Annotated in this window: 25 protein-coding genes; 20 read left to right on the forward strand and 5 right to left on the reverse strand. The window is 63.1% G+C overall.

Annotated features, from left to right (window positions below; all coding sequences use genetic code 11):
* Positions 1–14: 14 nt before the first annotated feature.
* Complete coding sequence (locus AC1DYQ_RS15335) at positions 15–656, reverse strand: LysE/ArgO family amino acid transporter (protein WP_477687475.1); 642 nt, start codon at positions 654–656, stop codon at positions 15–17.
* A 96-nt stretch (positions 657–752) separates the two neighbouring features.
* Between AC1DYQ_RS15335 and AC1DYQ_RS15340 the strand changes: the two genes are divergently transcribed.
* Positions 753–1,673, forward strand: a complete 921-nt coding sequence (locus AC1DYQ_RS15340) for an HTH-type transcriptional regulator ArgP (RefSeq protein ID WP_477687476.1) — start codon at positions 753–755, stop codon at positions 1,671–1,673.
* Positions 1,674–1,819: 146 nt separating this feature from the next.
* Here the strand turns inward: AC1DYQ_RS15340 and AC1DYQ_RS15345 are convergent, their stop codons facing one another.
* Entirely contained in the window at positions 1,820–2,116 is a 297-nt protein-coding gene (locus AC1DYQ_RS15345; protein ID WP_457282371.1) for a PsiF family protein, read from the reverse strand.
* Between the two features lie 135 nt (positions 2,117–2,251).
* Between AC1DYQ_RS15345 and argS the strand changes: the two genes are divergently transcribed.
* The 8 genes from argS to AC1DYQ_RS15385 all read left to right on the forward strand — a co-directional run bounded on the left by argS (position 2,252) and on the right by AC1DYQ_RS15385 (position 10,520).
* Complete coding sequence (argS, locus tag AC1DYQ_RS15350) at positions 2,252–3,937, forward strand: arginine--tRNA ligase (RefSeq protein ID WP_477687477.1); 1,686 nt, start codon at positions 2,252–2,254, stop codon at positions 3,935–3,937.
* 42 nt (positions 3,938–3,979) lie between these two features.
* Positions 3,980–4,615, forward strand: a complete 636-nt coding sequence (locus AC1DYQ_RS15355) for an SPOR domain-containing protein (RefSeq protein WP_477687478.1) — start codon at positions 3,980–3,982, stop codon at positions 4,613–4,615.
* A gap of 82 nt (positions 4,616–4,697) precedes the next feature.
* Positions 4,698–5,360 (forward strand): thiol:disulfide interchange protein DsbA/DsbL, encoded by a 663-nt coding sequence (locus AC1DYQ_RS15360; RefSeq protein ID WP_477687479.1) that lies wholly within the window; start codon positions 4,698–4,700, stop codon positions 5,358–5,360.
* A gap of 158 nt (positions 5,361–5,518) precedes the next feature.
* Complete coding sequence (lptA, locus tag AC1DYQ_RS15365) at positions 5,519–6,145, forward strand: lipopolysaccharide transport periplasmic protein LptA (protein ID WP_477687480.1); 627 nt, start codon at positions 5,519–5,521, stop codon at positions 6,143–6,145.
* A 14-nt stretch (positions 6,146–6,159) separates the two neighbouring features.
* Positions 6,160–6,951 carry an LPS export ABC transporter ATP-binding protein gene (gene lptB / locus AC1DYQ_RS15370; protein ID WP_477687481.1) on the forward strand — a complete coding sequence of 264 codons (792 nt, stop codon included), beginning with the start codon at positions 6,160–6,162 and terminating at the stop codon, positions 6,949–6,951.
* Between the two features lie 146 nt (positions 6,952–7,097).
* A complete protein-coding gene (locus AC1DYQ_RS15375; RefSeq protein WP_477687482.1) occupies positions 7,098–8,633 on the forward strand; it encodes an RNA polymerase factor sigma-54 in 1,536 nt (511 codons plus the stop codon).
* 40 nt (positions 8,634–8,673) lie between these two features.
* Positions 8,674–10,104, forward strand: coding sequence for a THUMP domain-containing class I SAM-dependent RNA methyltransferase (locus AC1DYQ_RS15380; RefSeq protein WP_477687483.1), 1,431 nt, complete (start codon positions 8,674–8,676; stop codon positions 10,102–10,104).
* Complete coding sequence (locus tag AC1DYQ_RS15385; protein ID WP_477687484.1) at positions 10,101–10,520, forward strand: putative toxin-antitoxin system toxin component, PIN family; 420 nt, start codon at positions 10,101–10,103, stop codon at positions 10,518–10,520. Before AC1DYQ_RS15380 ends, AC1DYQ_RS15385 begins: the two co-directional genes overlap by 4 nt.
* 44 nt (positions 10,521–10,564) lie before the next feature.
* On the opposite strand, the gene AC1DYQ_RS15390 is transcribed toward AC1DYQ_RS15385, so the two are convergent.
* The gene (locus tag AC1DYQ_RS15390; protein WP_477687485.1) at positions 10,565–12,346 is read right to left on the reverse strand and encodes an FMN-binding glutamate synthase family protein; all 1,782 of its coding nucleotides are present in this window, start codon (positions 12,344–12,346) and stop codon (positions 10,565–10,567) included.
* 119 nt (positions 12,347–12,465) lie between these two features.
* On the opposite strand from AC1DYQ_RS15390, the gene AC1DYQ_RS15395 reads away from it, so the two are divergent.
* The 8 genes from AC1DYQ_RS15395 (at position 12,466) to AC1DYQ_RS15430 (ending at position 20,787) form a co-directional block, all read left to right on the forward strand.
* Positions 12,466–13,296, forward strand: coding sequence for a YecA/YgfB family protein (locus tag AC1DYQ_RS15395; RefSeq protein ID WP_477687486.1), 831 nt, complete (start codon positions 12,466–12,468; stop codon positions 13,294–13,296).
* A 700-nt stretch (positions 13,297–13,996) separates the two neighbouring features.
* Positions 13,997–15,601 carry an ABC transporter substrate-binding protein gene (locus AC1DYQ_RS15400; protein WP_477687595.1) on the forward strand — a complete coding sequence of 535 codons (1,605 nt, stop codon included), beginning with the start codon at positions 13,997–13,999 and terminating at the stop codon, positions 15,599–15,601.
* Positions 15,602–15,614: 13 nt separating this feature from the next.
* On the forward strand, positions 15,615–16,709 hold the full coding sequence (locus AC1DYQ_RS15405) for an ABC transporter permease (protein WP_477687487.1): 1,095 nt from the start codon (positions 15,615–15,617) through the stop codon (positions 16,707–16,709).
* A gap of 10 nt (positions 16,710–16,719) precedes the next feature.
* Positions 16,720–17,634 (forward strand): nickel transporter permease, encoded by a 915-nt coding sequence (gene nikC, locus AC1DYQ_RS15410; RefSeq protein WP_477687488.1) that lies wholly within the window; start codon positions 16,720–16,722, stop codon positions 17,632–17,634.
* Entirely contained in the window at positions 17,631–18,479 is an 849-nt protein-coding gene (locus AC1DYQ_RS15415) for an ABC transporter ATP-binding protein (RefSeq protein WP_477687489.1), read from the forward strand. The genes nikC and AC1DYQ_RS15415 overlap by 4 nt, the downstream gene beginning before the upstream one ends.
* Positions 18,480–18,502: 23 nt before the next feature.
* Positions 18,503–19,267, forward strand: a complete 765-nt coding sequence (locus tag AC1DYQ_RS15420) for an ABC transporter ATP-binding protein (protein WP_477687596.1) — start codon at positions 18,503–18,505, stop codon at positions 19,265–19,267.
* A 73-nt stretch (positions 19,268–19,340) separates the two neighbouring features.
* Positions 19,341–20,312: a dipeptidase gene (locus tag AC1DYQ_RS15425; protein WP_477687490.1), complete on the forward strand. Its 972-nt coding sequence runs from the start codon at positions 19,341–19,343 to the stop codon at positions 20,310–20,312.
* A 28-nt stretch (positions 20,313–20,340) separates the two neighbouring features.
* Positions 20,341–20,787: an acyl-CoA thioesterase gene (locus tag AC1DYQ_RS15430; RefSeq protein WP_457282388.1), complete on the forward strand. Its 447-nt coding sequence runs from the start codon at positions 20,341–20,343 to the stop codon at positions 20,785–20,787.
* A gap of 18 nt (positions 20,788–20,805) precedes the next feature.
* On the opposite strand, the gene AC1DYQ_RS15435 is transcribed toward AC1DYQ_RS15430, so the two are convergent.
* Positions 20,806–21,744, reverse strand: coding sequence for a LysR family transcriptional regulator (locus tag AC1DYQ_RS15435; protein ID WP_477687491.1), 939 nt, complete (start codon positions 21,742–21,744; stop codon positions 20,806–20,808).
* Between the two features lie 98 nt (positions 21,745–21,842).
* On the opposite strand from AC1DYQ_RS15435, the gene AC1DYQ_RS15440 reads away from it, so the two are divergent.
* Positions 21,843–22,487 (forward strand): NAD(P)-dependent oxidoreductase, encoded by a 645-nt coding sequence (locus AC1DYQ_RS15440; protein WP_477687492.1) that lies wholly within the window; start codon positions 21,843–21,845, stop codon positions 22,485–22,487.
* A gap of 706 nt (positions 22,488–23,193) precedes the next feature.
* On the opposite strand, the gene pyrF is transcribed toward AC1DYQ_RS15440, so the two are convergent.
* Positions 23,194–24,033 carry an orotidine-5'-phosphate decarboxylase gene (gene pyrF, locus AC1DYQ_RS15445; RefSeq protein ID WP_477687493.1) on the reverse strand — a complete coding sequence of 280 codons (840 nt, stop codon included), beginning with the start codon at positions 24,031–24,033 and terminating at the stop codon, positions 23,194–23,196.
* A 270-nt stretch (positions 24,034–24,303) separates the two neighbouring features.
* On the opposite strand from pyrF, the gene AC1DYQ_RS15450 reads away from it, so the two are divergent.
* Positions 24,304–25,128 (forward strand): cupin-like domain-containing protein, encoded by an 825-nt coding sequence (locus AC1DYQ_RS15450; RefSeq protein WP_477687597.1) that lies wholly within the window; start codon positions 24,304–24,306, stop codon positions 25,126–25,128.
* A gap of 21 nt (positions 25,129–25,149) precedes the next feature.
* The gene (locus tag AC1DYQ_RS15455; RefSeq protein WP_477687494.1) at positions 25,150–25,929 is read left to right on the forward strand and encodes a hypothetical protein; all 780 of its coding nucleotides are present in this window, start codon (positions 25,150–25,152) and stop codon (positions 25,927–25,929) included.
* The last annotated feature ends 48 nt before the right edge of the window (positions 25,930–25,977 follow it).

Below are 25,977 nucleotides of genomic sequence, written 5' to 3' on the forward strand. Positions count from 1 at the left end.
TGCTGCAGCCGGCGTCAGGCTGAAAACAGGCCATGCACCAGCCAGAAGGCGGTGCCCCACATCATCAGCGCCACCAATAGGTCCATGGCGCGCCATATGGCTGGCGTGTTGAGCCTGCGCCCCACGCACCACAGCGCCACACCCAGGCCGGTAAACCACAGCAATGAACCCGTGATGGCGCCCAGGCCGAACACGGCGTTGTCCGGCCGGGCGTAAGCCAGTGATGCGGTGCCGATGACCACGGCTGTGTCCAGCCATGCATGGGGGTTGAGCCACGACAGCGCCAGTGCCAGCCCGATGGCCTTGCGGCGCGGCATGGCCTCTGCGCCGGCCATATCGGGGTTCCGGGCAGACGCGTGCGCAGGCTGCAGAAAACGCCGCATGGCCTGGGCGCCATACACCAGCAGCACCAGCGCGCCCGCGCCGGTCATGGCGCCCAGCAGCTTGTCGGAAAGACCGCCCAGTTGCGCGAGGCCAGCAACGCCTGCGGCGATCAGGGCCACATCGGTCAGCACACAGACGGCGACGGTGAGCCAGAGATGCTGGCGCAGCAGGCCCATGCGGATCACGTGGGCGTTCTGCGGGCCTATGGCCATGATGAGCGAGAGACTGAGGACCATGCCGGTCAGAAAAGCGGGGGCGGTGAGCGGGTTCATGGCCGCAAGTGTGTGCCAGGGCTCATAATAGTTAAATAGAATTAACTAAAACTAGCTTTAGTCAATTATTAATTGATTTAATAGGCGCCTAACAACATGCTCGACGCCCGACAACTCGAAGCACTGGCCGCCGTGATCGAGCACGGCAGTTTCGGCGAAGCCGCCAAGGCCCTGAGCCTGACGCTGGCTGCCGTGTCCCTGCGCATCAAGTCACTTGAAAACGCACTGGGGCAGCGGCTCCTGGTGCGCGGCAAACAGGTACGCGCCACGTCGGCCGGCCAGGCTTTGCTCGGGCACACCCGGCAGGTTCGCCTCATGGAAGGCGACCTGCTGGCCGGGCTGCAGGGCGGGGGAAAGCCCGCGCGCCTGCAAAGCCTCAGCGTGGCGGTGAACGCCGACTCCCTGAGCACGTGGTTCTTGCCGGGCGTGGCCTCAGCCCTGCACACTCACGGCCTGCTGCTCGATGTCGTGGTGGACGATCAGGACCACACCCACGAAGCCCTGAAAAGCGGAGATGTCACGGGCTGCGTGACTGCATTGGCGCAGGCCATGAGGGGCTGCGTGGCTGAACCGCTGGGCGTGATGCGTTACCGCTGCATGGCCTCGCCCGCACTGGTGGCGCAGTGGAACGAGCCCGCGGCGGGTGGCAAGGCCGCACCGAACCGGCTGGCCCATCGCCTGCTGGCCAGCCCTGCCGTGATCTTCAACCGCAAGGACGCGCTGCAGGATACTTTTCTTGAACAGCATTTCGGGCTGCGCGACGCGCTGTACCCGCGCCACTTCGTGCCGGCGGTGGATGCGTTCGAGCTTGCGCTGGAGCTTGGCATGGGCTGGGGCATGGTGCCCGACCTGTTGCTGGCCGCGCGCGCCCGTAAGCCGCCGCTGCAGGAGGTGCTGCCGGGCAGCACGGTCGACGTGCGGCTGTACTGGCAGCACTGGGCACGTGAACCCGCTGCGGCACAGCGATTGACGCAAGCGGTCAAGCAGGCGGCGCAAGAGCAGCTACTGCAGGTGTGACGGTGCGTTTATGAGAAAAAAGTGCCGCTTGCGCTTTGTGGACGGGCGCAAGCAGCTACTGAATTAATAGCATTCGCAAAGAAGTTTGGCGCAAAAAAAGCCCGCCATAACATCCATGGCGGGCTGGTTCTGTTTGATGCGACTGGCTACTTGCTCAGGCACTCTTTCATGAAGGCTTTGCGTTCGTCGCCTTTTTTGCCCTTGGCGTCGACGTTGCAGGTTTTCATTTTGGTTTGCTGCGTTGGCGCTTCTTTCTTGGCGCTGAGACACTCTTTCATGAATGCCTTGCGTTCGTCGCCCTTCTTGCCTTCAGCGTCCTTGTTGCAGGCACCCATTTTGGTTTGCTGCGCGGTTTTGGCTGGAGCGTCCGCGGCGTGAGCCACCGGAGACAAGGCCATCGAGACGGCAAAAACGGCGGCGATCAGGGATAACAGCTTTTTCATGGTGGCTCCATTGGGTTGGGGAATCAGGTTTGAGTTCCGGCTGGAATTCCAACACATAACGCCGTGCCGGGCAAATTCGATGACCGGGCATTTACCGGCTCCGGACGGCGCATGGCTTAAACGTAAAATCAGCCCATGCTCTCGATTAAAAAAGACCTGCTCGCGGCCCTGGCTGCGGGGCTGGAAGAACTTTCCCCCGGCGCAGGCGACAAAGCTGCCTTTGAATCCCCCAAAGTGGCGGCCCATGGCGACTTCGCCTGCACGGCTGCCATGCAACTGGCCAAGCCGCTCAAGCTCAACCCGCGCCAGGTGGCCGAGAACCTGCGCGCCAACCTGCTCAAGAAGCCCGCGTTTGAGCGCTGGGTAGACGCCATCGAAATCGCCGGCCCCGGTTTCATCAACATCCGCCTCAAGCCCGCCGCCAAGCAGGAGACCGTGCGCGAAGTGCTGGCCGCCGGCGCGCAGTTCGGCGTGCAGCCGGCCGACCCGGCACGCAAGATGATCGTCGAGTTCGTCTCGGCCAACCCGACCGGCCCTCTGCATGTGGGCCACGGCCGGCAGGCCGCGCTGGGCGATGCGATCTGCAACCTGTTCGCCACTCAGGGCGCGAAAGTCTGGCGCGAGTTCTATTACAACGACGCGGGCGTGCAGATCCAGACCCTGGCCACCAGCACGCAGGCACGAGCCAAAGGCATCAAACCCGGTGATGCCGGCTGGCCTGAGCCGGCCTACAACGGCGACTACATCGCCGACATCGCCGCTGACTTCCTGGCCAAAAAGACCGTCAAGTCTGACGACCGCGAATACACCGCTTCGGGCAACGTGGAAGACATCGATTCGATCCGCCAGTTCGCCGTGGCCTACCTGCGCCACGAGCAGGACCTGGATCTCAAGGCTTTCTCGGTCAGGTTCGACAACTACTACCTCGAGTCCAGCCTGTACAGCTCGGGCCGTGTCGACAGCGCCGTGACCAGGCTGAAGGACGCCGGCAAGACCTACGAGCAGGACGGCGCGCTGTGGCTGAAGTCGACTGATTACGGCGACGACAAAGACCGCGTGATGAAAAAGAGCGACGGCAGCTACACCTACTTTGTACCGGACGTGGCCTACCACCTCGCCAAATGGGAGCGCGGCTTCGGCAAGGCCATCAACATTCAGGGCATGGACCACCACGGCACCATCGCCCGCGTGCGCGCCGGCTTGCAGGCCGCTGGCGAAGGCATTCCGCAAGGCTACCCCGACTACGTCCTGCACACCATGGTGCGCGTGGTGCGCAACGGCGAAGAGGTCAAGATCTCCAAGCGCGCCGGCAGCTATGTCACCCTGCGCGACCTGATCGAATGGACCAGCGCCGACGCGGTGCGTTTCTTTCTGCTCAGCCGCAAGCCCGACACCGAATACATCTTCGACATCGACCTGGCGCTGGCCAAGAACAACGAAAATCCGGTGTACTACGTGCAGTACGCGCATGCGCGCATTTGCTCCATCCTCACCACCTGGGCCGGCCAGGGTGGCGACGAAGCAAGCCTCAAAGCTGTCGACCTCTCGGCGCTGGAGAGCCCGCAGGCGCAGTCATTGATGCTGCTGCTGGCCAAGTACCCCGACATGCTGACCAATGCGGCTGACGGATTTGCACCACACGATGTGGCTTTTTACCTGCGGGAACTGGCGGCAAGCTATCACAGCTATTACGATGCCGAGCGCATCCTGGTGGACGACGAAGCTGTGAAGCTTGCCCGCCTGGCGCTGGTCGCCGCGACCGCTCAGGTGTTGCACAATGGCCTCGCAGTGCTGGGCGTGAGCGCCCCGCGCAAGATGTAAACCATGCGAATTTCAGGACAAGGCAATGAACGTGGGCAAGGTATGAATACACAACGAGGCGGAACCCTGCTGGGGTTGATCATTGGCGCGCTGATCGGATTGGGCGCGGCGCTGGCGGTGGCGGTTTACATCACCAAGGTGCCGGTTCCGTTCATGAACAAGAGCCAGGCACGCAACCCCGACAGCGACGCTGCGGAAGCCAAGAAAAACAAGGACTGGAACCCGAACGCCCCGCTGGCCGGCAAGAACCAGCCCAAGCCGCCGCCTCCGGCCGCAGTTGAAGTGCCTGGTGTTCCGGTACCCGACCCCTCCGCCGGGCCCGCCCCCAAGGCCGCCGCTTCGGCGCCGGCCAAAGTGGCCAAACCAGCAGCGCCTGCCGATCCGCTGGGCGATCTGGCAAAGGCCAAGGTCGAAGGCCTGTCGTCCGCTCCAGGAGCGGATCCCTTCAGCTATTTCATTCAGGCCGGTGCCTTTCGCACGCCGGAAGACGCCGAACAGCAACGCGCCAAGCTGTTGCTGCTGGGCATGCAGGCCAAAGTGACCGAGCGCGAACAAGCCGGCCGCACCGTCTACCGCGTACGCCTCGGGCCTTTCGACAAAAAGGAAGACGCCGACAAAGCCAAGGAGCGCCTGGACAACAACTCGATAGAAACGGCCCTGGTCAGGGTCCAGCGCTGACACTTTGCGGGGCGACTGAACTTTTTCAGCGGCCGCTGTACCAACCCGTACGAGTATTACCGTCATTCAGGAGAAAAATTTGATGCAACGCCGTGAGTTTTCGCTTTCTGCCGCCTCCATGGCTGCTGCTACCTTGGGCGGCACGACGCTGTCTACCGCGGCACGCGCCCAGGCCAACGCCTTCAAGGAAGGTGTTGATTACCTGACACTGGACAAGCCCGTTCCGACCGAGGCACCCGCAGGCCGGGTTGAAGTCGTGGAGTTCTTCTGGTACAGCTGCCCGCACTGCCACGCCTTTGAGCCCCAGCTCGAAGCCTGGGCCAAGCAGTTGCCGAAAGACGTCACGCTCAGGCGCGTGCCCGTGTCCTTCCGTCCAGACTTTGAACCCCAGCAGCGCCTTTATTACGTGCTCGAGGCCATGGGCAAGGTCGAAGAACTGCATAAAAAGGTGTTTAACGCCATTCACGTAGAAAAACAGCCGCTCAATACCGCCGATGCGGTGATTGCCTGGGCTGAAAAACAGGGCCTCAACAAGGCCAAGTTTGCGGAGATGTACAACTCCTTTTCGGTGACGACCAAAGCACGCAAAGCGACGCAACTTCAGGACCTGTACAAGGTTGACGGCGTTCCCGCACTGGGTATCGCAGGACGTTACTACACCACAGGCTCCCTGACCCAGACCATGGCACGGGCGCTGCAGGTTACCGATTACCTGGTTGGGCAGTCCCGCAACGCCAAAAAGTAAGGCCCGGCAAAGCCAGGTCGGCGCCTGCTTTTCCAAAACCCGCCCTTTGCACGGCGGGTTTTTTTATGGCTTTTATGCCCCTACTTTTTCGGAGTAAGCCATTCCCGCAGCTGGCGTGGCTACAATGACCCAACACCAAGCAGCAAGATTCGTGCCTTATGAAACACCCCATTTTTTCCCTCATCCTGCCGGTCATCCTGGCGCTGGGGTCGGCTTTCCCGGCCGCTGCCGAAAAAGCTGATCGGGACAAACCCATGAACGCGGAGGCAGATGCCCTGCGTTATGACGACCTGAAGCAAACCAGCGTTTTTACCGGCAATGTGGTGATTACCAAGGGCACGACCATCGTGCGCGGCGAGCGCGTTGACGTCATGCAGGATCCCGAGGGCTACCAGCAGGCGGTGTCCGTCGCGGCGCCCGGCAAGCTGGCGTTTTACCGGAAAAAGCGTGACGGCGTAGACGAATACATCGAAGGCGAAGGCGAACGCATTGAATATGACAGCCGTGCCGACCTGGTGAAGTTCATCAAGCGGGCGGTGGTGCGCCGCTACAACGGCGCCACCCTGGTGGACGAAACCACCGGCAGCCTGATCGTTTACGACAACAACACCGACGTCTTCACCGTGGATGGGGGGGCGCAAAACCGCACGGCCAGCAACCCCACGGGGCGGGTTCGCGCCATGCTGTCACCCCGCGCGACAGCCTCGACACCCGTCGCGGCGCCGCCCGCAGGCCCCGCCCCGGTTCTGCGCCCCAGCACGACGCTGGGCAATGAAAAGAACTAGAAAGACCTGCACAGATGGATGTGGTGACTGACACTTCAGCGGCCCCGGCCGCTCCTGCCTTGACCCCCAGTCGCCTTGTTGCGCAAGGTCTGCAAAAATCGTACGGCAGCCGCAAGGTGGTGCAGGACGTTTCGCTGTCCGTGCAAAAAGGCGAAGTCGTGGGCCTGCTGGGCCCCAACGGTGCCGGCAAAACGACCTCGTTCTACATGATCGTGGGCCTGGTGCGCGCCGATGCAGGCGAAATTTCCATTGACGGCGAATCGGTCGAGCACATGCCGATTCACCTGCGTGCCCGCCTGGGCCTGAGCTACCTGCCGCAGGAAGCGTCGATTTTCCGCAAGCTCACGGTGGAAGAAAACGTGCGTGCTGTGCTGGAGCTGCAGCTCAATAAAGCCGGAAAACCGCTTGGGCGCGCAGACATCGAGTCGCGGCTCGACGCGCTGCTGCAGGATTTGCGGGTAGATCATTTGCGCAATTCACCGGCGCCGGCGCTTTCCGGCGGTGAACGCCGCCGGGTCGAAATCGCGCGGGCGCTGGCAACCCAGCCGCGCTTCATCCTGCTGGATGAGCCCTTTGCCGGTATCGACCCCATTGCCGTGATCGAAATCCAGCGCATCATCGGCTTCCTCAAATCGCGCGGCATCGGCGTGCTGATCACCGACCACAACGTGCGTGAAACACTTGGCATTTGCGACCACGCCTACATCATCAGCGACGGCCACGTGCTGGCCCAGGGTACGCCTTCCGAAATCGTGAACAACGCCGATGTGCGCCGCGTCTACCTGGGCGAGCACTTCAAGATGTAAGAAGATGGCTCCCCCCTGTTGTCGCTCACTTCGTGTAGCTCCCTCTCCCCCTCCAGGGACGGCGCCTGCGGCCTGGCAAAGCCAGTTCCGCGGCGCCCGCTGGTTAAAGACGTATCGCCTCAACCTTCCGCAAGTTTGAAAGTCCAGTGAAACAAGGTCTGTCATTACGCGTCTCGCAGCATCTTGCGCTGACACCTCAACTACAGCAGTCGATCCGGCTGTTGCAGCTGTCGACGCTTGAGCTGAGCCAGGAGGTCGAGCAGATGCTCGACGAAAACCCGTTCCTGGAAGTGTCGGAAGAGACGGCGGTGCGCGAAGAGTTTGGGCTGGAGCACATCAACACGCCGGTCAGCCAGGACAGCCGCGAGTTTGAATCTGCTACGGATTCGATAGCTGGCGGCGCCGACGAGACCAGTGCTGCAACCCCGAATGACGCAGAAGTCAGTGCGGAGCCCAAGCTCGAGGAAAGCTGGGAAGGCGATGGCACGGTAGAAACCGCGCCCGACGACAGCGAGTGGGGAAGTGACGCACCGGCGCGCAAGAACAACAATGAAGAGAGCGAAGCCGAGGCCTCCGACCTCACGGGCAGCCATGAGTCGCTGCAGGACCACCTGCACCGGCAATCGCTGAGCTTGCGCCTGTCGGAAGAAGACCGCGCCGCGCTGCACTTCCTCATTGAATCGCTCAACGACGACGGCTACCTTGAAGACAGCCTGGCGTCGCTCGCGGCCGGTCTAGCAAAAGATGACATGGCGCAGGCGGAAGAGCTGGAGCAGCGTTTTGCGATGGCGCTCAAGCTGCTGCACCACATGGAGCCTGCCGGTGTCGGTGCGCGCAACCTGGCGGAATGCCTGAGTCTGCAGCTGCTGGACTGCAAGGACTGCGAGGAAACCCGCGCCGCCATTGCCATGTGCAAGCAACCGATGGAGCTGCTGGCCAAGCGCGACGTCAAGCGCCTGTCTCACCTGTGCGGTTTCACCGAAGCCGCCATCAAGGGTGCGATCACGGTGATAGGCCGGCTCGACCCCAAGCCCGGACGCCGCTTTGTAAACGTGGAGCGCAACCTGATCGTGCCCGACGTCATCGTCATCAAATCGGGCCGGGGCTTCAAGGTTTCGCTCAATGGCGACGTCATGCCGCGCCTGCGCGTGCACGACATTTATGCCAATGCCCTCAAGCAGCACAAGGGCCAGGGCGGCCAGGCGCTGCAGCAGCGCCTGCAGGAGGCCCGCTGGTTCATCAAGAACATCCAGCAGCGCTTTGACACCATCCTGCGCGTGAGCAGCGCCATCGTGGAGCGGCAGAAAAACTTCTTCACGCACGGCGAACTCGCCATGCGCCCGCTGGTGCTGCGCGAAATTGCCGACGAACTGGGCCTGCACGAATCCACCATCTCACGCGTGACCACGGCCAAGTACATGGGCACCCCTTTCGGCACTTTCGAGCTCAAGTATTTCTTCGGTTCCGCGCTCGGCACCGAAACCGGCGGCAATGCTTCCAGCACAGCGGTGCGCGCGCTCATCAAACAATTTGTCTCGTCAGAAAGCCTCAAGAAGCCGCTCAGCGACAACCAGATTTCCGAAATGCTCAAGGAGCAGGGCATTGAATGCGCACGCCGCACCGTGGCCAAGTACCGCGAGGCGCTCCGCATCGCGCCCGCCAACCTGCGCAAATCACTCTAGCCGCCAACCAGGCCGCGCTGCCCGTCCCTCAAAGTCAGTCATGAATCAACTCCAATTGTTTTTACCGTGCGCCGCAGGCGTCGAAACCCTGCTGGCCACCGAGGTCAAGCGTGTCACCGGGATCGACGGCAAAGCCTGGCGCGCCGGCGTGCAGCTGCAGGCTTCGTGGCGCGACGCGCTGCAGCTCAACCTGCACAGCCGCCTGGCGCAGCGTGTGCTGATCGAGCTGCAGCACAACCAGTACCGCAGCGAACAAGACCTCTACAACGCTGCCGCCAATGTGGCCTGGGAAATCTGGTTCACGCCCAAGCAGACCTTCAAGGTCGAGATCACCGCCCAGCACAGTCCGCTGCAAAGCCTGAACTTCGCGGCGCTGAAGATCAAGGACGCGATCGCCGACCGCTTTCGCGCCAAGTTCGACGACGTGCGGCCCAGCGTCGACACGCGCTGGCCCGACGTGCGCGTCTACGTGCACCTGACGACGGACACCGTCACGGTTTATATCGACACCTCGGGCGAGCCACTATTCAAGCGCGGCTGGCGCGAAGACAAGGGTGATGCCCCGCTGAAAGAAACCCTGGCCGCCGCCATGATTGCCGCCAGCGGCTGGGATCAGCTCTGTAAAGAAGGCGTGCCGCTCTATGACCCCTGCTGCGGCTCGGGCACCATCGCGATTGAAGCCGCGCAAATCGCCTGCAACATTGCGCCCGGCATCAACCGACGCTTTGCCTTCCAGAAATACTTGCCCTTCCAGGGCCATGTGTGGGATGGCCTGCTGGACCAGGCCGAAGCCGCCATCACCGAACCCACCGCGCCGGTGTTCGGCAGCGACGTGTCCTTCCGCATGGTCGATTTCGCCGAACGCAATGCCGAGCGTGCCGGCGTAGCCAATGCGGTGGAATTCCGCGGCGGCGACGCACTGCAGCGCATGCCGCCCGCGCCTTCGGGCGTGATGCTGGTGAATCCGCCTTACGGCGAACGGATCGATGTGGCAGGCGTGGCCGGCATCACCGGCCTGCAGGGACGCGACCAGCGCCGCCAGCAAGGACATGCCGAAGGACGCGTGCAGCAGGACCACCGCAACCAGCCCATCGACGAATTTGGCCAGCCGCTGAACCGGGACAGCGGTGATCAGGGCGACACGCGTGAAGAACCCGCCTTCGAGACATCGCGGGACCGTTCTGCCAATCCCGGCCGCGAGCAGGCACAAAACGCCTGGGGCGAAGAAGCGACGGACTTCTTCCCGCAACTGGCCGCGCACTGGAAGAAAAACTACGCCGGCTGGACCGCTCACGTGCTCACGCCCGACCTCAAACTACCCGGCAAGATGCGTCTGAAAGAATCGCGGCGCGTGCCGATGTGGAACGGTCCCATCGAATGCCGCCTGTTCCGCTTTGACATGGTGGCGGGCTCCGCACGCGGCAAGCCCGGCGCAGCCACCCCCACCCCACCGAACGAGCCGGCGGCGTGACGGCCTCAGTGCGCCAGCCTGTGGTGCTGGACACCAACATCGTCCTCGACGTGTTTGTCTTCAACGATGCGGCAGCGCAGCCGCTGAAAAAAGCGCTGGAGGCCGGCGAACTCGACTGGCTGGCCACGCAGGCCATGCGCGACGAACTTGAGCGCGTGCTGGCCTATCCGCAAATCATTCCCCGCCTGGCGTTTTACGAATTAAGCGCCGGTGACGTGCTCGCCGCCTTTGACCGGCATGCTCGCCTGACGGAGGTGGCAGCCAAGGCGGGCGTCACCTGCAGCGACCCCGACGACCAGAAGTTCATCGACCTGGCGGTGGCCGGCAAGGCCTTGCTGCTCAGCAAGGACCGGCATGTGCTTTCAATGAAAAAAAGGCTCCTGACCCAGGGAATACGGGCGCAAACAGCTATTTAATTGATAGCAACCCGTTCATCGCCCTGAAACGCCGTGAGGGGCGTTCAACCCGCAGCGCGCTCTGCGGAGGCGCCGGAGGGAACTGCCCCCGATACCGCCGAGGCATCACCCGTCACCGGCACACGGATGCCGTTGGCCTGCGCAGGCATGTGCCCCCCGGGCCCTACGCCGTTGGCGCGAAAACTGTGCGCGCTGGCCAGCGGCCAGTAGTAGCTGAACACCGTGTTCTGTTTTTCCAGCGAGCCCAGCAGCGCGCCGGGCTCCACCTGCATGATGAGGTTGCTCAGCAGCCGTACCTCGGTATCCGTCAGCCGCCGCACGATGTGATGCGCGTTGACTTCGCGCGGGTGGCACAGGCCCGCGGCTTGCACCAGCTCCTGCAGCGCATGCAGCGTGCTGCGGTGAAAGTTGCGCACCCGCTCGGCCTTGTCGGGCACCACCAGCGCCTGCTGGCGAACCGGGTCTTGTGTGGTGACGCCGGTGGGGCATTTTCCGGTGTGGCAGCTTTGCGCCTGGATGCAGCCCAGCGCCATCATGAAACCGCGCCCGGCATTGCACCAGTCGGCGCCCAGCGCCATCAGCCGCACCATGTCAAAAGCGCTCACCACCTTGCCGGCGGCACCGATGGAAACGCGGCTGCGCAGGTTCACGCCGATCAGCGTGTTGTGCACCAGCAGCAGGCCCTCCTGCAGCGGTGCGCCCACGTGGTCTGTGAACTCGACGGGCGCAGCGCCCGTGCCGCCCTCGGCGCCGTCCACCACGATGAAGTCCGGCGTGATGCCGGTCTCCAGCATGGCTTTCACAATCGCAAACCACTCCCAGGGGTGGCCGATGCAGAACTTGAAGCCGGTCGGCTTGCCGCCCGACAGCTTTCGCAGTTTGGCGATGAAATGCATCATCTCGACCGGCGTGGAAAACGCACTGTGGCTGGAGGGCGAGATGCAGTCCTTGCCTTGCGGCACACCGCGCGCCGCCGAGATTTCCTCGGTGACCTTCGGCCCGGGCAGGATGCCGCCGTGGCCGGGCTTGGCGCCCTGGCTCATCTTGAGCTCGATCAGCTTGACCTGCGGGTCGCGTGCGTTGGTGGCGAAACGCTCCTCGCTGAACGTGCCGTCCTCGTTGCGGCAACCAAAGTAACCCGAGCCGATTTCCCAGATCAGGTCACCGCCATGCAACCGGTGGTGCTGCGAGATCGAGCCCTCGCCCGTGTCGTGCGCGAAGCCGCCGAGTTTGGCGCCCTTGTTCAGCGCCATGATGGCATTGGCCGAGAGCGATCCGAAGCTCAGCGCCGAGATGTTGAACACGCTGGCGTGGTAAGGCTGTGTGCAGGGCTCCACCGAGGGCGACGGGTGATCGGGCGTGCCGCCTATCCAGACGCGAAAGTCGTGGGTTGGCAGTTTGGTCGGCGACATCGAATGGTTGACCCACTCATACCCTTGCGCGCCCACGTCGAGCTGCGTGCCGAAAGGTCGGTTGTCGGGTTCGCCCTTGGCGCGCTGGTACACCAGCGAGCGCTGGGCGCGTGAAAACGGCGTGGCCTCGCTGTCGCTTTCGATGAAGTACTGGCGCATTTCGGGCCGGATGTACTCAAACAGGAAACGCATGTGGCCGATGACCGGGTAGTTGCGCAGCACGGCATGGCGCGTTTGCCGCAAGTCGCGCACACCGACACACACCAGCACCACGCCGGCCACCAGGGATACCAGCGCCAGCTTCCCCACGCCAAAAACCATCAGGCCGAGCAGCCCCAGCAGCGCGGCAAGCCCGCACAGGGCCATAAAGGTGTAACGGACGGGGAACCAGGCATCCAGGCGCTGAAGAAACATGACAGGGCTTCCGTGGGAGGGGATCACAAAAGGGCACAAAACACAGGCATGCAGCCGCGACGCGCCAGATACACTTTGCATCATAAGAGCCTCACGTGACGCTCATAACTGTTTTTTTCATGAAGTCCACCCCCAAATCCGTCATCCCCTCAAAGCCCTCGCCGGAGCCGGTTTTCCTGGAAGTCGAGGCGTTCGACGAGCTCGATGCCATCCTCGATGACCTGCGCACCCGTTACGACGAAACACCCCAGTGGGAATTCTGCGAAGGCTTCATGGCCGCCGTGATCTGTTCGCGCCGGCCCATCGAGGCAGCCGAATACCTGCCCGTGCTGCTGGCCGTCCCCGCTGAGGGCGAGGCGCCGGATCCGGAAGGCGGTTCGTTCGCCAGCGAGGCGCAACGTGAACGCTTTCTCATGCTCTGGAGCCAGCGCTGGCAGGAAGTCGAAACGGCACTGGACGCCGAAGTAGATTCGCTCGAAGACGACAACTGCTACCACCCCGAGGTCATGGACATACGCGGCGCCGTGGCCGACATGCCGCCCGACGAACGTGCCGCCTTCAAGGGTGAAGACCTGCCCGCATTCGCGCAGGTCTGGGCGCTGGGCTTCATGTTTGCGGTGGAAAGCTGGCCCGACGAGTGGATGGCGCCGCGTGACAAAGACGCCGCCAAATGGCTCGATGGTGCCCTGCAGGCCGTGGTCGCCATGACCGAAGACGACAGCGCCCCGCCCGAGGTGTCACCCCTGAGCGAAGACGGCACGCCCAGCACCAGCATTGCCAGGCTCAACGCGTTTGGCGAGGCCATCTGGGCGGTGTATGACTTGCGTGAGCTGTGGAAGACCATGGGCCCCAAGGTCGAGACGGTGCGGGTGGAGGCCACGCCCGGGCGCAACGACCTGTGTTATTGCGGTAGCGGGAAGAAGTACAAGAAATGTCACGGGGCGGGGTAAAGGCCGGTGATCTGACGGCAGGTGTCCTTTGCCGGATCCGGACGCATTGAATATTCGCTATCAATTTCATAGCCTGTTGCGCCCGATTTAATTGGCCTCAGGCCACTTTTGACCCACAAAAACAAGGCTTGCCAGGCTTCCCGAACGCATGGGAAGAAGGGGATTTGTCCCCCGAAACTGAAATCAGGCCCGGTTCAGGCTGTTTTCAAGGGAAGTTTCGGCCTTAAGACCAATAAGGCCGGGCGCCAGCAGCTATGCTTTTAATAGCAACAACAAAATACCGGTAAAACCTGCAGAGATCAGCGGGGTCGTCCACCAGGATTCCGCCGGGCCCATCATCCGACAGCCAGCAGGGCAGCAGGCCGTACCGCTCCACCCCGCTGGCGGCGTCTGGACACGTTTTCCGGGGCAACGGTGTTGGCCGCACATGGGCGGCGACAAATCGGGCCACCGTTCAGCTCGCCAGTTTTCAGGAAGTCGGCAATCGCGGAAAACCCGGGTCTTGACGCGCCTACGCGGCAGCGCAGAATGCATCAGTCGCGATCACCTCAACTTGTATGTACAAGTTACAGGCCGCCACAACAAGGGGCATGGGCACGATTCCTGCTCATCCCCGACGACCCCGGGGCGCTATCGCCACAAGCGCGTAGCCGCCATGTTTGTTTTGACTGTCCAACCGAAGGAAATCATCTTGAACCACATGCTTCCCCTCCTCAGCCGCCGCGTTCTTTGCGCCACTGCCGCAGCCGCCATGCTGGCCTGCAGCGCCGGCGCCGTGCTGGCCGCCACGCCCAAAGACACCCTGGTGCTGGCCTTCGGTTTCGATGACATCATCACCATGGACCCGGCCGAGGCCTTTGAGCTGTCCGCCGGCGAGATCATGGGCAACACCTATGACCGCCTGCTGCGCCTGGATGTGAACGACCCGTCCAAACTGGTGGGCGACGTGGCCAAATCCTGGACCGTCTCGGCCGACGGCAAAACCTACACCTTCGAGATCAAGCCGGGCCTCAAGTTCGCCTCGGGCAACCCGCTGACGGCCGAAGAAGTGGCGTATTCGCTGCAGCGCGCGGTGATGCTGGACAAATCCCCCGCCTTCATCCTGACCCAGTTCGGTTTCTCCAAGACCAACGTCAAGGACAAGATCAAGGCCACCAGCCCGACCGTGGTGACCCTGGAAACCGACAAGGCCTATGCACCCACCTTTGTCTTCAACTGCCTGACGGCCAACGTGGCCGGCATTGTCGACATGAAGCTGGTGCAATCGAAAGAGGTCAACGGTGACTGGGGTTACGCCTGGCTGAAAACCAATTACGCCGGCTCCGGCCCGCTCAAGCTGCGCGAATGGCGAGCCAATGAAATCGTGGCGCTGGAACGCAACGACAACTACTACGGCGCCAAGCCCAAGCTGGCCCGCGTGATCTACCGCCACGTCAAAGAATCGGCCACGCAGCGCCTGCTGCTGGAAAAAGGCGACATCGACATCGCCCGCAACCTGAGCCCACAGGACATCGCCGCGCTCTCGACCAACAAGGACGTGAAGATGACCTCCACGCCCAAGGGCACGGTCTACTACATCAGCCTGAACCAGAAGAATGCCAACCTGGCCAAGCCCGAGGTGCGCGAGGCCCTGAAATACCTGGTCGACTACGATGCCATCGGCGACACGCTGGTCAAGAACATCGGCGTGATCAACCAGAACTTTTTGCCGCAGGGCCTGCTGGGCGCCAGCACCGTCAAGCCGTACAAGCTCGACGTGGCCAAGGCCAAGGCGCTGCTGGCCAAGGCGGGCCTTGCCAACGGCTTCAAGGTCACCATCGACATGCGTACCATCCAGCCGGTACAGGGCATCACCGAGGCCTTCCAGCAGACGGCCAAGCAGGCCGGCATTGACGTCGAGATTATTCCCGGTGACGGCAAGCAAACATTGACCAAGTACCGTGCCCGCACCCACGACATGTACATCGGCCAGTGGGGCGCCGACTACTGGGACCCGCATTCGAACGCCGACACCTTCACGCGCAACCCCGACAACGCCGACGATGCCAAGGCCAAGCCGCTGGCCTGGCGCAATGCCTGGGCGATTCCCGAGTTGACCAAGCAGTCGGACGCGGCGGTGCTGGAGCGCGACGCCGGCAAGCGCAAGAAGATGTACGAGGACCTGCAGGCCGAGTTCCGCAAGACCAGCCCCTTCATCATGCTGTACCAGCAAACTGAGGTGGCGGCTTTCCGGAGCAACGTGGACGGCCTGAAGCTGGGCCCCACCTTCGACAGCAACTACATGTTCAACGCCTCCAAGCGCTGATAGCCCACCGACTTTGGCCATTCCCGACCCCACAGCCGCCGGCGTGGCGCCGCTCAGCGCGGTAGCCACGCGCACGGCGGGCCAGCGCTTCACGCCGCACGCCAGGAGCTTAGTCAACTTCCTGGTGGTGATTTTGCTCACCTACCTGGGCCTGCTCGCGGTCACGTTTTTCATCGGCCGGGTGATCCCCATTGACCCGGTGCTGGCCATCGTGGGTGATCGCGCGCCGGCGCATGTGATCGAGCGGGTGCGCCAGGAGCTGGGGCTGGACAAGCCGCTGTATGAGCAGTTCTACATCTACATCGGCAAGGTGCTCAAGGGCGATTTCGGCGTCTCGGTGCTGACAGCCAACCCGGTGATGACGGACATCAAGCGCGCCTTTCCGGCCACGCTGGAGCTGGCGAGCCTGGGCATCCTGATAGGCGCGGGCCTGGGCGTGCCGCTGGGCGTCTGGGCCGCAGTGCGGCGCGGCAAGCTGGTGGACCAGGTGGTGCGCGTGATCGGCCTGGTGGGCTATTCGGTGCCCATCTTCTGGCTGGGGCTGATGGCGCTGGTGGTGTTTTATGCGCGACTGGGCTGGGTCTCCGGGCCGGGCCGGATCGACGTGAGTTATGAATACACACTCAAGCCCATCACCGGGCTGCTGCTGCTCGACACGGCCATGACCGGCGAGTGGGAGGCTTTTCGCAATGTGTTTTCACACCTGATATTGCCGGCTTCGCTGCTCGGCTATTTCGCGCTGGCTTACATCAGCCGCATGACGCGTTCCTTCATGCTCAATGAGCTGGCGCAGGAGTACGTGATTGCCGCGCGCGCCAAGGGCTTGTCGGAGTCGCGCATCATCTGGCGCCATGCGCTGCGCAATGCCATGGTTCCGCTGGTCACCGTGATTGCGCTCTCGTATGCGGGTTTGCTCGAAGGTTCGGTGCTGACGGAAACCGTCTTTGCCTGGCCGGGCCTGGGCCTTTACATCACCAACTCGCTGCAGAACGCCGACATGAATGCGGTGCTGGGCGGCACGATTGTGGTGGGCTCGATTTTTGTGGGCTTGAACTTGCTCTCTGACGTTCTCTATAAATTACTTGATCCCAGGACGCGCATCCGATGAAGGTCTCCTCATGACTTCAAAACCCGCGTCCCTGCGCGACTGGCTGAGCACCGACCGACCTGCCTCGCGCCGCCAGGCCTTCATGGGCCGCATGTACCACGGCTGCCGCGATTTTTCGCGCAACCGGTTGGCCATGCTGGGCCTCTTCATCGTGCTGGGCCTGGTCCTCGTGGCGATTTTTGCCGACCTGCTGGCGCCGTATTCGGCCTACACCGGCGACCTGCGCACCACACGCCTGCTGCCGCCCTCGTGGGCACACTGGTTCGGCACCGACGACCAGGGGCGGGACATCCTCTCACGCATCATCATCGGCTCGCGCATCACGCTGATGGTGGTGATTCTGGTGGCGGTGCTGGCCGCGCCGCTCGGCCTCATCGTCGGCACTGTGGCCGGTTATGCCGGCGGCTGGATCGACGCAGTGCTGATGCGCATCACTGATATTTTTCTGGCGTTTCCGCGCCTTATCCTGGCGCTGGCGTTTGTCGCGGCGCTGGGGCCCGGCATCCAGAACGCGGTGATTGCCATCGCCATCACCTCCTGGCCGCCCTATGCGCGCATGGCGCGGGCCGAGACGCTGACGATACGCCAGACCGACTACATCGCGGCCGTGCAATTGCTGGGTGCCTCGCCCTGGCGCATCGTGCTGGGCCACATCATGCCGCTGTGCGTGTCGTCGGTGATCGTGCGCGTCACGCTGGACATGGCCGGCATCATCCTGACCGCCGCCGGGCTGGGTTTTCTGGGCCTGGGCGCGCAGCCGCCCATGCCGGAGTGGGGCGCGATGATCGCCAACGGCCGCCTTTATGTGCTGGACCAGTGGTGGGTGGCCGCCGCGCCCGGTGCGGCGATTTTTGTCGTGAGCCTGGCCTTCAACCTGCTGGGTGACGGCTTGCGTGATGCGCTGGACCCGAAGGCCGCCAAATGACGGACGCCAACATTCCCCTGCTGGTGGTCGACGACCTGCGCGTCAGCTTTCCGCGCCGCGACGGCGGCATGACTGAGGCCGTGCGCGGCGTGTCCTTCACGCTCGGCCGCGAGCGCCTGGGCATCGTGGGCGAGTCGGGTTCCGGCAAATCACAAACCGGCCGCGCCATCATGGGGCTGACCGCACCGGAGGGTCGCATCAGCGCCAAGCGTCTTGAGTTCGCCGGCGTGGACTTGCTCAATTGCCCGCCCGCCCAACGCCGCGAACTGCGCGGCGGCCGCATCGCCATGGTGTTGCAGGACCCGAAGTTTTCGCTGAACCCCGTCATGACAATTGGCGCGCAGATCGTGGAGACGCTGCAAGCCCATACCCGGGTGTCGTCGGCGGAAGCCAAAAAGCGTGCCCTCGCCGCGCTGGAGTCCGTGCGCATCGACGACCCGGCGCGCGTCTACAAGCTCTACCCGCACGAGGTGTCGGGCGGCATGGGCCAGCGCGCGATGATCGCGATGATGCTCATCGCCGACCCGGACCTGCTGATCGCCGACGAGCCGACCTCGGCGCTGGACGTGACGGTTCAACTGCAGGTGCTGTCCATCCTCGACACGCTGGTGGCTGAGCGCGGCATGGGCTTGATTTTGGTCTCGCACGATCTGCGGCTGGTGTCCACCTTCTGCGACCGCATCCTCGTGATGTATGCGGGCCGCGTGGTGGAAGAGCTGGCCGCCGGCGGCCTCGCGAACGCGCAGCATCCCTACACACGCGGCCTGATGGCCTGCCTGCCGCAGCTGGGCGCGTCCACGCATCCGCTGGCGACGCTGGACAGGCAACCGGAGTGGGCGCTGTGAACGCCGTGGCTTCATCCGCATCGCTGGGCCTGGAAGTCAGCAACCTGCGCGTGGTGTACGACAGTTTTGTCGCCGTCGCCGATACCTCCTTCATCGTGACCCCCGGCGAAAGCTTCGGCATCGTCGGCGAATCGGGGTCCGGCAAGTCCACCGTGCTGCGCGCCATCTGCGGCCTGGCGCCTCGCACGGCCGGCACGGTCAAGTTATTGGGCCAGGACAGCGCACCCGGCAGCAAGGCCTTCAGGCGGCAGGTGCAGATGGTGTTCCAGGACCCGTATGGATCGCTGCACCCGCGCCACACGGTAGACCGCATCCTGGCCGAGCCGCTGGCCATCCACGGCATCAGCGATGCGGAAGCGCGCATCGAACGTGCGCTGGAAGAAGTCGGCCTGGGCACGGGCTTTCGCTTTCGGTACCCGCACCAGCTCTCGGGCGGGCAGCGTCAGCGCATCGCCATTGCGCGCGCCTTGATTCTCGAGCCGCAAATCCTGCTGCTGGACGAGCCCACTTCGGCACTGGACGCCTCGGTGCAGGCCGAGGTGCTGAACCTGCTGGAAGAACTGCGCCGCAGGCGCGGCCTGACCTTCGTCATGGTGAGCCACGACCTGGCCGTCGTCACGCATCTGTGTGAACGGCTGATGGTGATGCAACGCGGCCAGACGGTGGAGATGCTGCCTGCGGCCGACCTGGCGGCACACAAAGTCACGAATGCCTATACGCTGAGCCTGATGGAAGCCTCCACCGGGTTCAAACGCCGCGCGGCGGCCGACGTATCCGCCACGGCGTAAATCGTTACCAGGCAGGTCTGGCGTGCCGCAGCGCCGCATGCTTTAATTTCTCTTCAACACCACACGCCACGCCATGATCCACTGGGAAGCCCACGCCTGCCTGCCATTGCACCCGGCAGCCGATTTTTCGCCGATGGACGCGTTGCGCGCCGCGGGCGTGAACTATGTGTCCGTCAATGTCGGCATGGACATGAACCCGGTGGCGCAAATCATGGCGGTCATTGCGGCCTTCCGCGCGAAGATCGCCGCGAACCCCGGGCGCTACCGGCTGGTGTCCAGTGTGGACGAGATCCGCGAGGCCGCAGCGGCGGGCCAGCTTGCCATCGGCTTTGACCTGGAAGGCGCGATGCCCCTGCAGGAGCGGCCCGAGATGGTGAACCTATACCGCGACCTCGGCGTGCGGCAAATCCATTTCGCCTACAACCGCAACAACAGCGTGGCCGACGGCTGCCACGACGAAGCACGCGGTCTCACGCCGCTGGGTGTGCGCATGGTGCAGGCAGTGAACGAGGCGGGCCTCTTGATGGACTGCTCGCACACCGGCCGCCGTTGCAGCCTCGACATCATGGCCGCCTCGGCCAAGCCGGTGATCTTCAGCCACGCCAACCCGCTTGCGCTGGTGGAGCACGGGCGCAACATCACCGACGAGCAGATACGCGCCTGCGCCGCGACCGGCGGCGTGGTGTGCGTCTCGGGCGTCTCCGCCTTCCTGGGTACGCGCACGCCGACGGCTGACGACATGGCGCGGCATGTGGCCTATGTGGCGGGCCTGGTCGGCGCGCAGCATGCGGGCATCGGCCTGGACATCAGCTTCCGGCAGGACGAGCTCAATGACAACCCGCCCGGCGACTACGACCCCACCTACTGGTGGCCCAGGTCTGCCGGCTACGACCGCGCCGTGCAACGCATGACTTACACACCGGTTGAAACCTGGCAACTGCTGCCCGAAGCGCTGCGCCGGGTGGGCCTGGGTGCAACCGAGATCGAAGGCGTGATGGGCGACAATATGATGCGTGTCGCCGGCATCGCCTGGCAGCACGCATGAGAACCTCGTAAAACTACCGGCAGCCTCCATGTCCTCCATCACCCTCCGCTTCCTGGCCGAACCCAGCACCGTCAACTTCGGCGGCAAAGTGCACGGCGGCACCGTCATGAAATGGATTGACGAAGCCGGCTACGCCTGCGCCACCAGCTGGGCGAAACGCTATTGCGTCACCGTGTCGGTGGGCAGCATACGTTTTCAGCGCCCCATCATGATCGGCGACCTGGTCGAAGTCGAAGCCCGCCTGGCCTACACCGGCACGACCAGCCTGAACATCTCGGTGGAAGTGCGCGCCGGCGACATGAAAGTCGGGCAGATGCAGGTCATCACCGAATGCCTGGTGGTGTTTGTTGCGGTAGACCTGGACGGCAAGGCCTTGCCCGCCCAGGAATGGCGGCCGGAGACCCCCGGCGACGTCGCGCTGGCCCAGCGTGTGAAGGCGCACCTGGATGCCGCGCGCTCCATGCAACTGACCTGAGCCGCCGCACACTGGTGTTCAGGCCGCGTCCGCAACAGGCCTGGCCCCGGGCTGCCCGCCGCCAAACCAGGCCGCCAGCAGCTCCAGCGTGTAGCGCACCTTGGCCGGCTGCTCGCCGCGCCGCGGCGTGACGGCGTAGACCGGAACATCCGCCATGCGCCAGCCCGGCAGTATCGGCAGCAAGCGGCCTTCGGCCATCGCTTTGCGGTCGTCCTCGCTCACACCCATGCTGATGCCCCAGCCGGCTATGGCCAGCGCATGCAGCGCCGTCACCTGCGAGGCCTGCACCCGGCCTTCCAGCCTCAGGGTTTCGCGTTCGCCGGACGGGCCCAGCAGCTCCAGCATGTCCGCGCTGTTGCTGCTGTTGGGTTTGCTGGCCAGCCAGTCGTGGCGCAACAAATCCTGCGGCGCGGCGGGCCAGCCCCGTTCGGCCAGGTAGGCCGGCGAGGCGCAGAGCTGGCGCGTCATATCGCCCAGCTTGCGTGCCACCAGGCTGGAGTCGGCCAGCTCCCCCACGCGCACCGCGATATCCACGCGTTCGCCGATCAAGTCCACCAGCTTGTCGTCCAGCAGCAGGCGCAGCGTGAGCCGGGGGTAGCCGCGCAGCGGCGCTAGCGCCGCTGCCAGCAGGCTGCCAAAGCCGGCCGGCGCGGCCAGGCGCAGCTCGCCTTCGGGTTCGTCGCGCAGCCGCACCAGCGCCTGTTCCGCAGAGCGCGCAGCCGCCACCATGGCGGCACAACCGGCGTGGTAGCGCTCACCCGCTTCTGTCAGCGTCAGGCGCCGGGTGGATCGGTGCAGCAAGGCCAGGCCGAGCGACTGCTCAAGCTGCCGCAAATGCTGGCTCACGGCCGAAGGTGTCATGCCCAGCTGCCGCGCCGCCGCAGTCAGGGACCCTTTGGCAACCACCTCGGCAAAAATGGCCATGCGCTTGAGCTGGTCCATGGATTTATCGCTCATTAGTTAGCTCTACTTCACAGTGTTAGCGAATTTTGCCGTCTATTCAGAACGTTGTGAAGTAATGACACTGGAGGCTCTTTTAACCCGCAGGAGTTTTTATGAACATCGCACTGATCGGCGCCACAGGTTTTATCGGCGCACCTATTCTTTCCGAGCTGCTGAGCCGCGGCCACAAGGTCACCGTGCTGGCCCGCAACCCCGGCAAAGTCACGCCGCAAACCGGCCTGACCGTGGTCGCCGCCGACGCACTGAATGCCGGCCAGGTGGCCAAAGCGGCAGCGGGCCACGATGCTGTCATCAGCGCCTACAACCCGGGCTGGAGCGAGCCGAAAATCCACGACCTGCACCTTGAGGCGAGCCAAGCCATCGTGAGCGGCGTCAAGCAGGCGGGCGTCAAACGCCTGCTCGTGGTGGGTGGCGCCGGCAGCCTGTATGTGGCGCCCGGCCTGCAGCTCGTGGACACGCCGGAGTTTCCCGCGCAATACAAGCAGGGCGCGCTCGCCGCACGCCAGGCGCTGAACCAGCTCAAGCTCGAAACCTCACTGGACTGGAGCTTTGTCTCGCCTCCCATTGGCTTGGCGCCTGGCGAACGTACCGGCAAGTACCGGCTGGGCGCGGACGACCTGCTGCCTGGCCAGGGTGACAAGCCAGCCGGTATTTCGGTGCCTGACCTGGCTGTGGCCATCGTGGACGAGATTGAAAACGCGCGGCATGTTCGGCGCCGGTTCACGGTTGCCAATTAATCGTCTTATTGGCCTTACACCCAATAGGGACGGGCGCAGGCAGCTCCTAAATTAATAGCTATTTTCTTTTTTGGTTGTTGTTGTTTCGGTGTTTGCGGTCTTTGCTGAGGGTTGCTGGCCGGGGGTAGCCCGGCGGCTACTCACTTTTCTTTTGCTTCGCCAAAAGAAAAGTAAGCAAAAGAAAAGGCGACCCTGCTGTCTGCGTCCCTGCGCTTCGCTACGGGCAACCTGCGGTGCTCGGTCCAGGCGGGGTCTCGCTCGAACTCGCTTCGCTCAGACAATCGCGATCCCTGATCCGCCTGAACCTGCGCTCCTCGGCGCATACAGAAGGGATGGGGAGAAGGAATACCAACAGCCGAAGACAGGAATCCGAATACCTGAAGAAACAAGGACTCGCCGTGGCGAGTCCTTGTTGGTATTTGTGTTGATTTTGTATTTTTGTCCCCGCTCCCGATTGGCCCTTGTGGATGCGCCGAGGAGCGCAGGGCCAGACGGATCAGGGCAAAAACTTGCTTGAGCGAAGCGAGTTGTTTTTGACCCCGGCTGGACCGAGCACCGCAGGTTGCCCGTAGCGCAGCGAAGGGACGCAGGAACCAGGGTCGCCTTTCTTTTGCTTACTTTTCTTTGGCGAAGCAAAGAAAAGTGAGTTGCATGCCGGGCAACCCCGGCCAGCAACACTCAGCAAAAAGCGCTGGAACAAGAAAGACTACAGCTTCAGAGCCTCACCCCGAGCCGCTTCCAACACATCCCGAGTCTTCACCGCCTCGCGCCGCGCAGCCTCCGCAAAATCATCCGCCGAAGAGGCATAAATAATCGCACGCGACGAGTTCACGATGATTGGCGCGCCGGCCCGCCAGCCCGCTTTGACGGTCGCGACGGCATCGCCACCCTGCGCCCCCACACCCGGAATCAGCAGCGGCAAGGTCGGCGCCACCGAACGCACACGCTCGATCTCGGCCGGATAAGTCGCCCCCACCACCAGACCCAGCTGGCCATTGAGGTTCCACGGCCCTTGCGCCAGGCGCGCCACGTGCTCGTACAGCAGCGGCTGACCTTCAATCGAGGCGAAGCGCTGGTTCTGCAGGTCGTCGCCGCCGGGGTTGGAGGTGCGGCATAGCAGGAAAGCGCCCTTGCCTTCGTATTTCAAATACGGTGCCACCGAATCAAACCCCATGAAGGGCGAGAGCGTCACCGCGTCGGCACCGTAGCGCTCAAAGGCTTCCTTGGCATATTGCTCCGCCGTGCTGCCGATGTCGCCGCGCTTGGCGTCCAGGATGATGGGTACTTGCGGCGCCACGCGGCGCATGTGTTCCATCAGGCGTTCAAGCTGGCCTTCGGCGCGGTGTGCGGCGAAGTAGGCGATTTGCGGCTTGAAGGAAATCACCAGGTCGGCAGTGGCGTCAACAATCGCCGCGCAGAAATCGTAGATCTTGTTGGCGTCGCCCTTGAGCTTGCCGGGGAATTTCGTGGGTTCAGGGTCCAGGCCGACGCAGAGCATGGAGCTGTTCTGGCGTTCTGCGGCGCCCAGCATGTCGAGAAAAGTCATGTCCCATTTTAAGCTCCCACGATCTCCGCAGCTTGCACCGTGCCCCTGATGGAGAACCCCTGTATGCCAAACGCGCGATTGTCGCCAGTGGCTACTTGTCTGGCGTTTTACACGACGCAACAAAAAACAAGAGCTAGCGTCATCAGGATTTCACAGTGAATTTTTACGATCACCGCATTGCAAGTGCTGGAGGTCGTTGTGAATTTGCGGATCAGTCAAGGCGAATGCCCGCTGGAGATACCTCGTTCCAGGCTCGGGGCCGTGCCGGAGATGGTGTCTCCCCAGGGGCATGAGTGGATAGGTCATGGCCCCGTTGTTTTGCGGGGCATGGGGCGCAACTGGGCAGCGCTGGAGCGCTGGACATTTCAGCACCTTGCCCATCTGGGCGGGGCCAGGCCTGTGACTTTGGTGGTGGGTAATCGGGAGAGGTCCAGTACCCGGTTTGTGACGTCCACACTTGACCACTATGTGGCACAACTGGAGTTGCAGACAGCCGCGCAGGAAGAAGGCTCGCATATCGGCTACCTCAAAGAGTTTGATCTGCTCAAGGAGATACCCTCACTGCGCCAGGACGTGCAGCAAGACGCATTATTCCCGCCAGGCAACATCGTCTCCAGCAGCGCATGGATTGGCCCGCAAGGTGCCCACACAGGTTTGCATTACGACTTGCTGGACAACCTGGCGGTGCTCACGCGCGGAGTCAAACGCTTTTACCTGGCACGCCCCGGCACCGTGGAGCACCTGGGTGCGATCTCGCAGAAGTATGACCGCTGGGCCAAACTGGCATCGGTGGGCATGCGCGATCTGGCACAAAGCGATGTGCCGGCAGACGCACCGTTTGCTGTCGATCTGTATCCGGGTGATGCCATCTACGTGCCTCGTGGTTGGTGGCATGAGGTGGTGAATTTGCAAGCCAGCATTTTTCTGAGCGGATTTTTCGGCAGCAAGGCACGAGTCGTTGGATTGTGGCTCGCCACGGGTGCTGTGCAGCTGATGCATGACTTCCAGCCATTGGGCACTCGCAATTGTTCCTGCCACCCAGGAACCGCACGCCCGGCACCAGCCCCTGATGTTCCGAGCAATCAACTCCTTTAACACCCGCGCATACCGTTACCCATGACAACCAAACCGACCATCAAAAAGCGCAGCTACATCACCCGCAATTTGCGTATCGGCGATATTCCGTCCTTGCTGGATCTGGAGCGCAAGCAATGGACGCAAGAGCAGCAAGCCACCGCAGAAGACTTTCGATCACGCATTGCCGCGCATCCCGATTTGAGCGGGGGTGCATTTTGCGCAGAAACGGGTGAATTGCTGGCATCGGTGTTTTGCAAGCCCACTACGGAGGCAGAGTGGGTCAACCCGGGCGACTGGCAAAAGAGTGCCGCTCTGGACGGCAAGGTGCCGAGGAATAAGCACGCCTCCCGCTGCCTGTTCGGCATCAGCCTGACCAGCGTGGATGCCGGCGCTGCCTTGCAGCTGATCGCTTTTAACTATCTGTATGCGGTGAAATGCGGCACTCGTGAAGTGTTTCTGGGCTCTCCCATGCCCGGGCTCAAGCGTCATTTGCAACGTAAACCAGGCGCATCGGTAGAGGCCTATGCACGGGCTACGCGAGCCGGTTTGCCGGTTGATCCACAGCTGCGCTACTACCACGGCAAGGGGTTTTGTGAGCTTGTGGCCGTGCGTGAGAACTACTTCCCCCACGAAGCCTCGTGTGATTACGGCGCCATTCTGAAATCCAGAGTGCCATATCCCTGGCTGACGCCGCTATTTCGCTTGGTACCCGTCCCGGTGTTGAGGTCGCTTGCAGCATTGGCGCCACGCTATGCCATTCCAGAAGACGACGGGGTGCCCGCACGAACAGGGTCTGCCGCTGAGCCAGAGGCGGCGTAGCCGTTCAACCCGTGGTGCGCAGCCCAGCCGGGCAGGTTACGCCACCGA

It is taken from the genome of Polaromonas sp. P1_F4 (genome assembly GCF_056405675.1).

Coding starts and splice junctions, on each gene's coding strand:
- AC1DYQ_RS15450 (WP_477687597.1), top strand. CDS start 24,304: ATGGTGTCTCCCCAGGGGCATGAGTGGATAGGTCATGGCCCCGTTGTT.
- argS (WP_477687477.1), top strand. CDS start 2,252: ATGCTCTCGATTAAAAAAGACCTGCTCGCGGCCCTGGCTGCGGGGCTG.
- AC1DYQ_RS15395 (WP_477687486.1), top strand. CDS start 12,466: ATGAAGTCCACCCCCAAATCCGTCATCCCCTCAAAGCCCTCGCCGGAG.
- lptB (WP_477687481.1), top strand. CDS start 6,160: ATGGATGTGGTGACTGACACTTCAGCGGCCCCGGCCGCTCCTGCCTTG.
- AC1DYQ_RS15340 (WP_477687476.1), top strand. CDS start 753: ATGCTCGACGCCCGACAACTCGAAGCACTGGCCGCCGTGATCGAGCAC.
- AC1DYQ_RS15440 (WP_477687492.1), top strand. CDS start 21,843: ATGAACATCGCACTGATCGGCGCCACAGGTTTTATCGGCGCACCTATT.
- AC1DYQ_RS15435 (WP_477687491.1), bottom strand. CDS start 21,744: ATGAGCGATAAATCCATGGACCAGCTCAAGCGCATGGCCATTTTTGCC.
- AC1DYQ_RS15345 (WP_457282371.1), bottom strand. CDS start 2,116: ATGAAAAAGCTGTTATCCCTGATCGCCGCCGTTTTTGCCGTCTCGATG.
- AC1DYQ_RS15425 (WP_477687490.1), top strand. CDS start 19,341: ATGATCCACTGGGAAGCCCACGCCTGCCTGCCATTGCACCCGGCAGCC.
- AC1DYQ_RS15360 (WP_477687479.1), top strand. CDS start 4,698: ATGCAACGCCGTGAGTTTTCGCTTTCTGCCGCCTCCATGGCTGCTGCT.
- AC1DYQ_RS15355 (WP_477687478.1), top strand. CDS start 3,980: ATGAATACACAACGAGGCGGAACCCTGCTGGGGTTGATCATTGGCGCG.
- nikC (WP_477687488.1), top strand. CDS start 16,720: ATGACTTCAAAACCCGCGTCCCTGCGCGACTGGCTGAGCACCGACCGA.
- AC1DYQ_RS15380 (WP_477687483.1), top strand. CDS start 8,674: ATGAATCAACTCCAATTGTTTTTACCGTGCGCCGCAGGCGTCGAAACC.
- AC1DYQ_RS15415 (WP_477687489.1), top strand. CDS start 17,631: ATGACGGACGCCAACATTCCCCTGCTGGTGGTCGACGACCTGCGCGTC.
- AC1DYQ_RS15455 (WP_477687494.1), top strand. CDS start 25,150: ATGACAACCAAACCGACCATCAAAAAGCGCAGCTACATCACCCGCAAT.
- AC1DYQ_RS15335 (WP_477687475.1), bottom strand. CDS start 656: ATGAACCCGCTCACCGCCCCCGCTTTTCTGACCGGCATGGTCCTCAGT.
- AC1DYQ_RS15400 (WP_477687595.1), top strand. CDS start 13,997: ATGCTTCCCCTCCTCAGCCGCCGCGTTCTTTGCGCCACTGCCGCAGCC.
- pyrF (WP_477687493.1), bottom strand. CDS start 24,033: ATGACTTTTCTCGACATGCTGGGCGCCGCAGAACGCCAGAACAGCTCC.
- lptA (WP_477687480.1), top strand. CDS start 5,519: ATGAAACACCCCATTTTTTCCCTCATCCTGCCGGTCATCCTGGCGCTG.
- AC1DYQ_RS15390 (WP_477687485.1), bottom strand. CDS start 12,346: ATGTTTCTTCAGCGCCTGGATGCCTGGTTCCCCGTCCGTTACACCTTT.
- AC1DYQ_RS15430 (WP_457282388.1), top strand. CDS start 20,341: ATGTCCTCCATCACCCTCCGCTTCCTGGCCGAACCCAGCACCGTCAAC.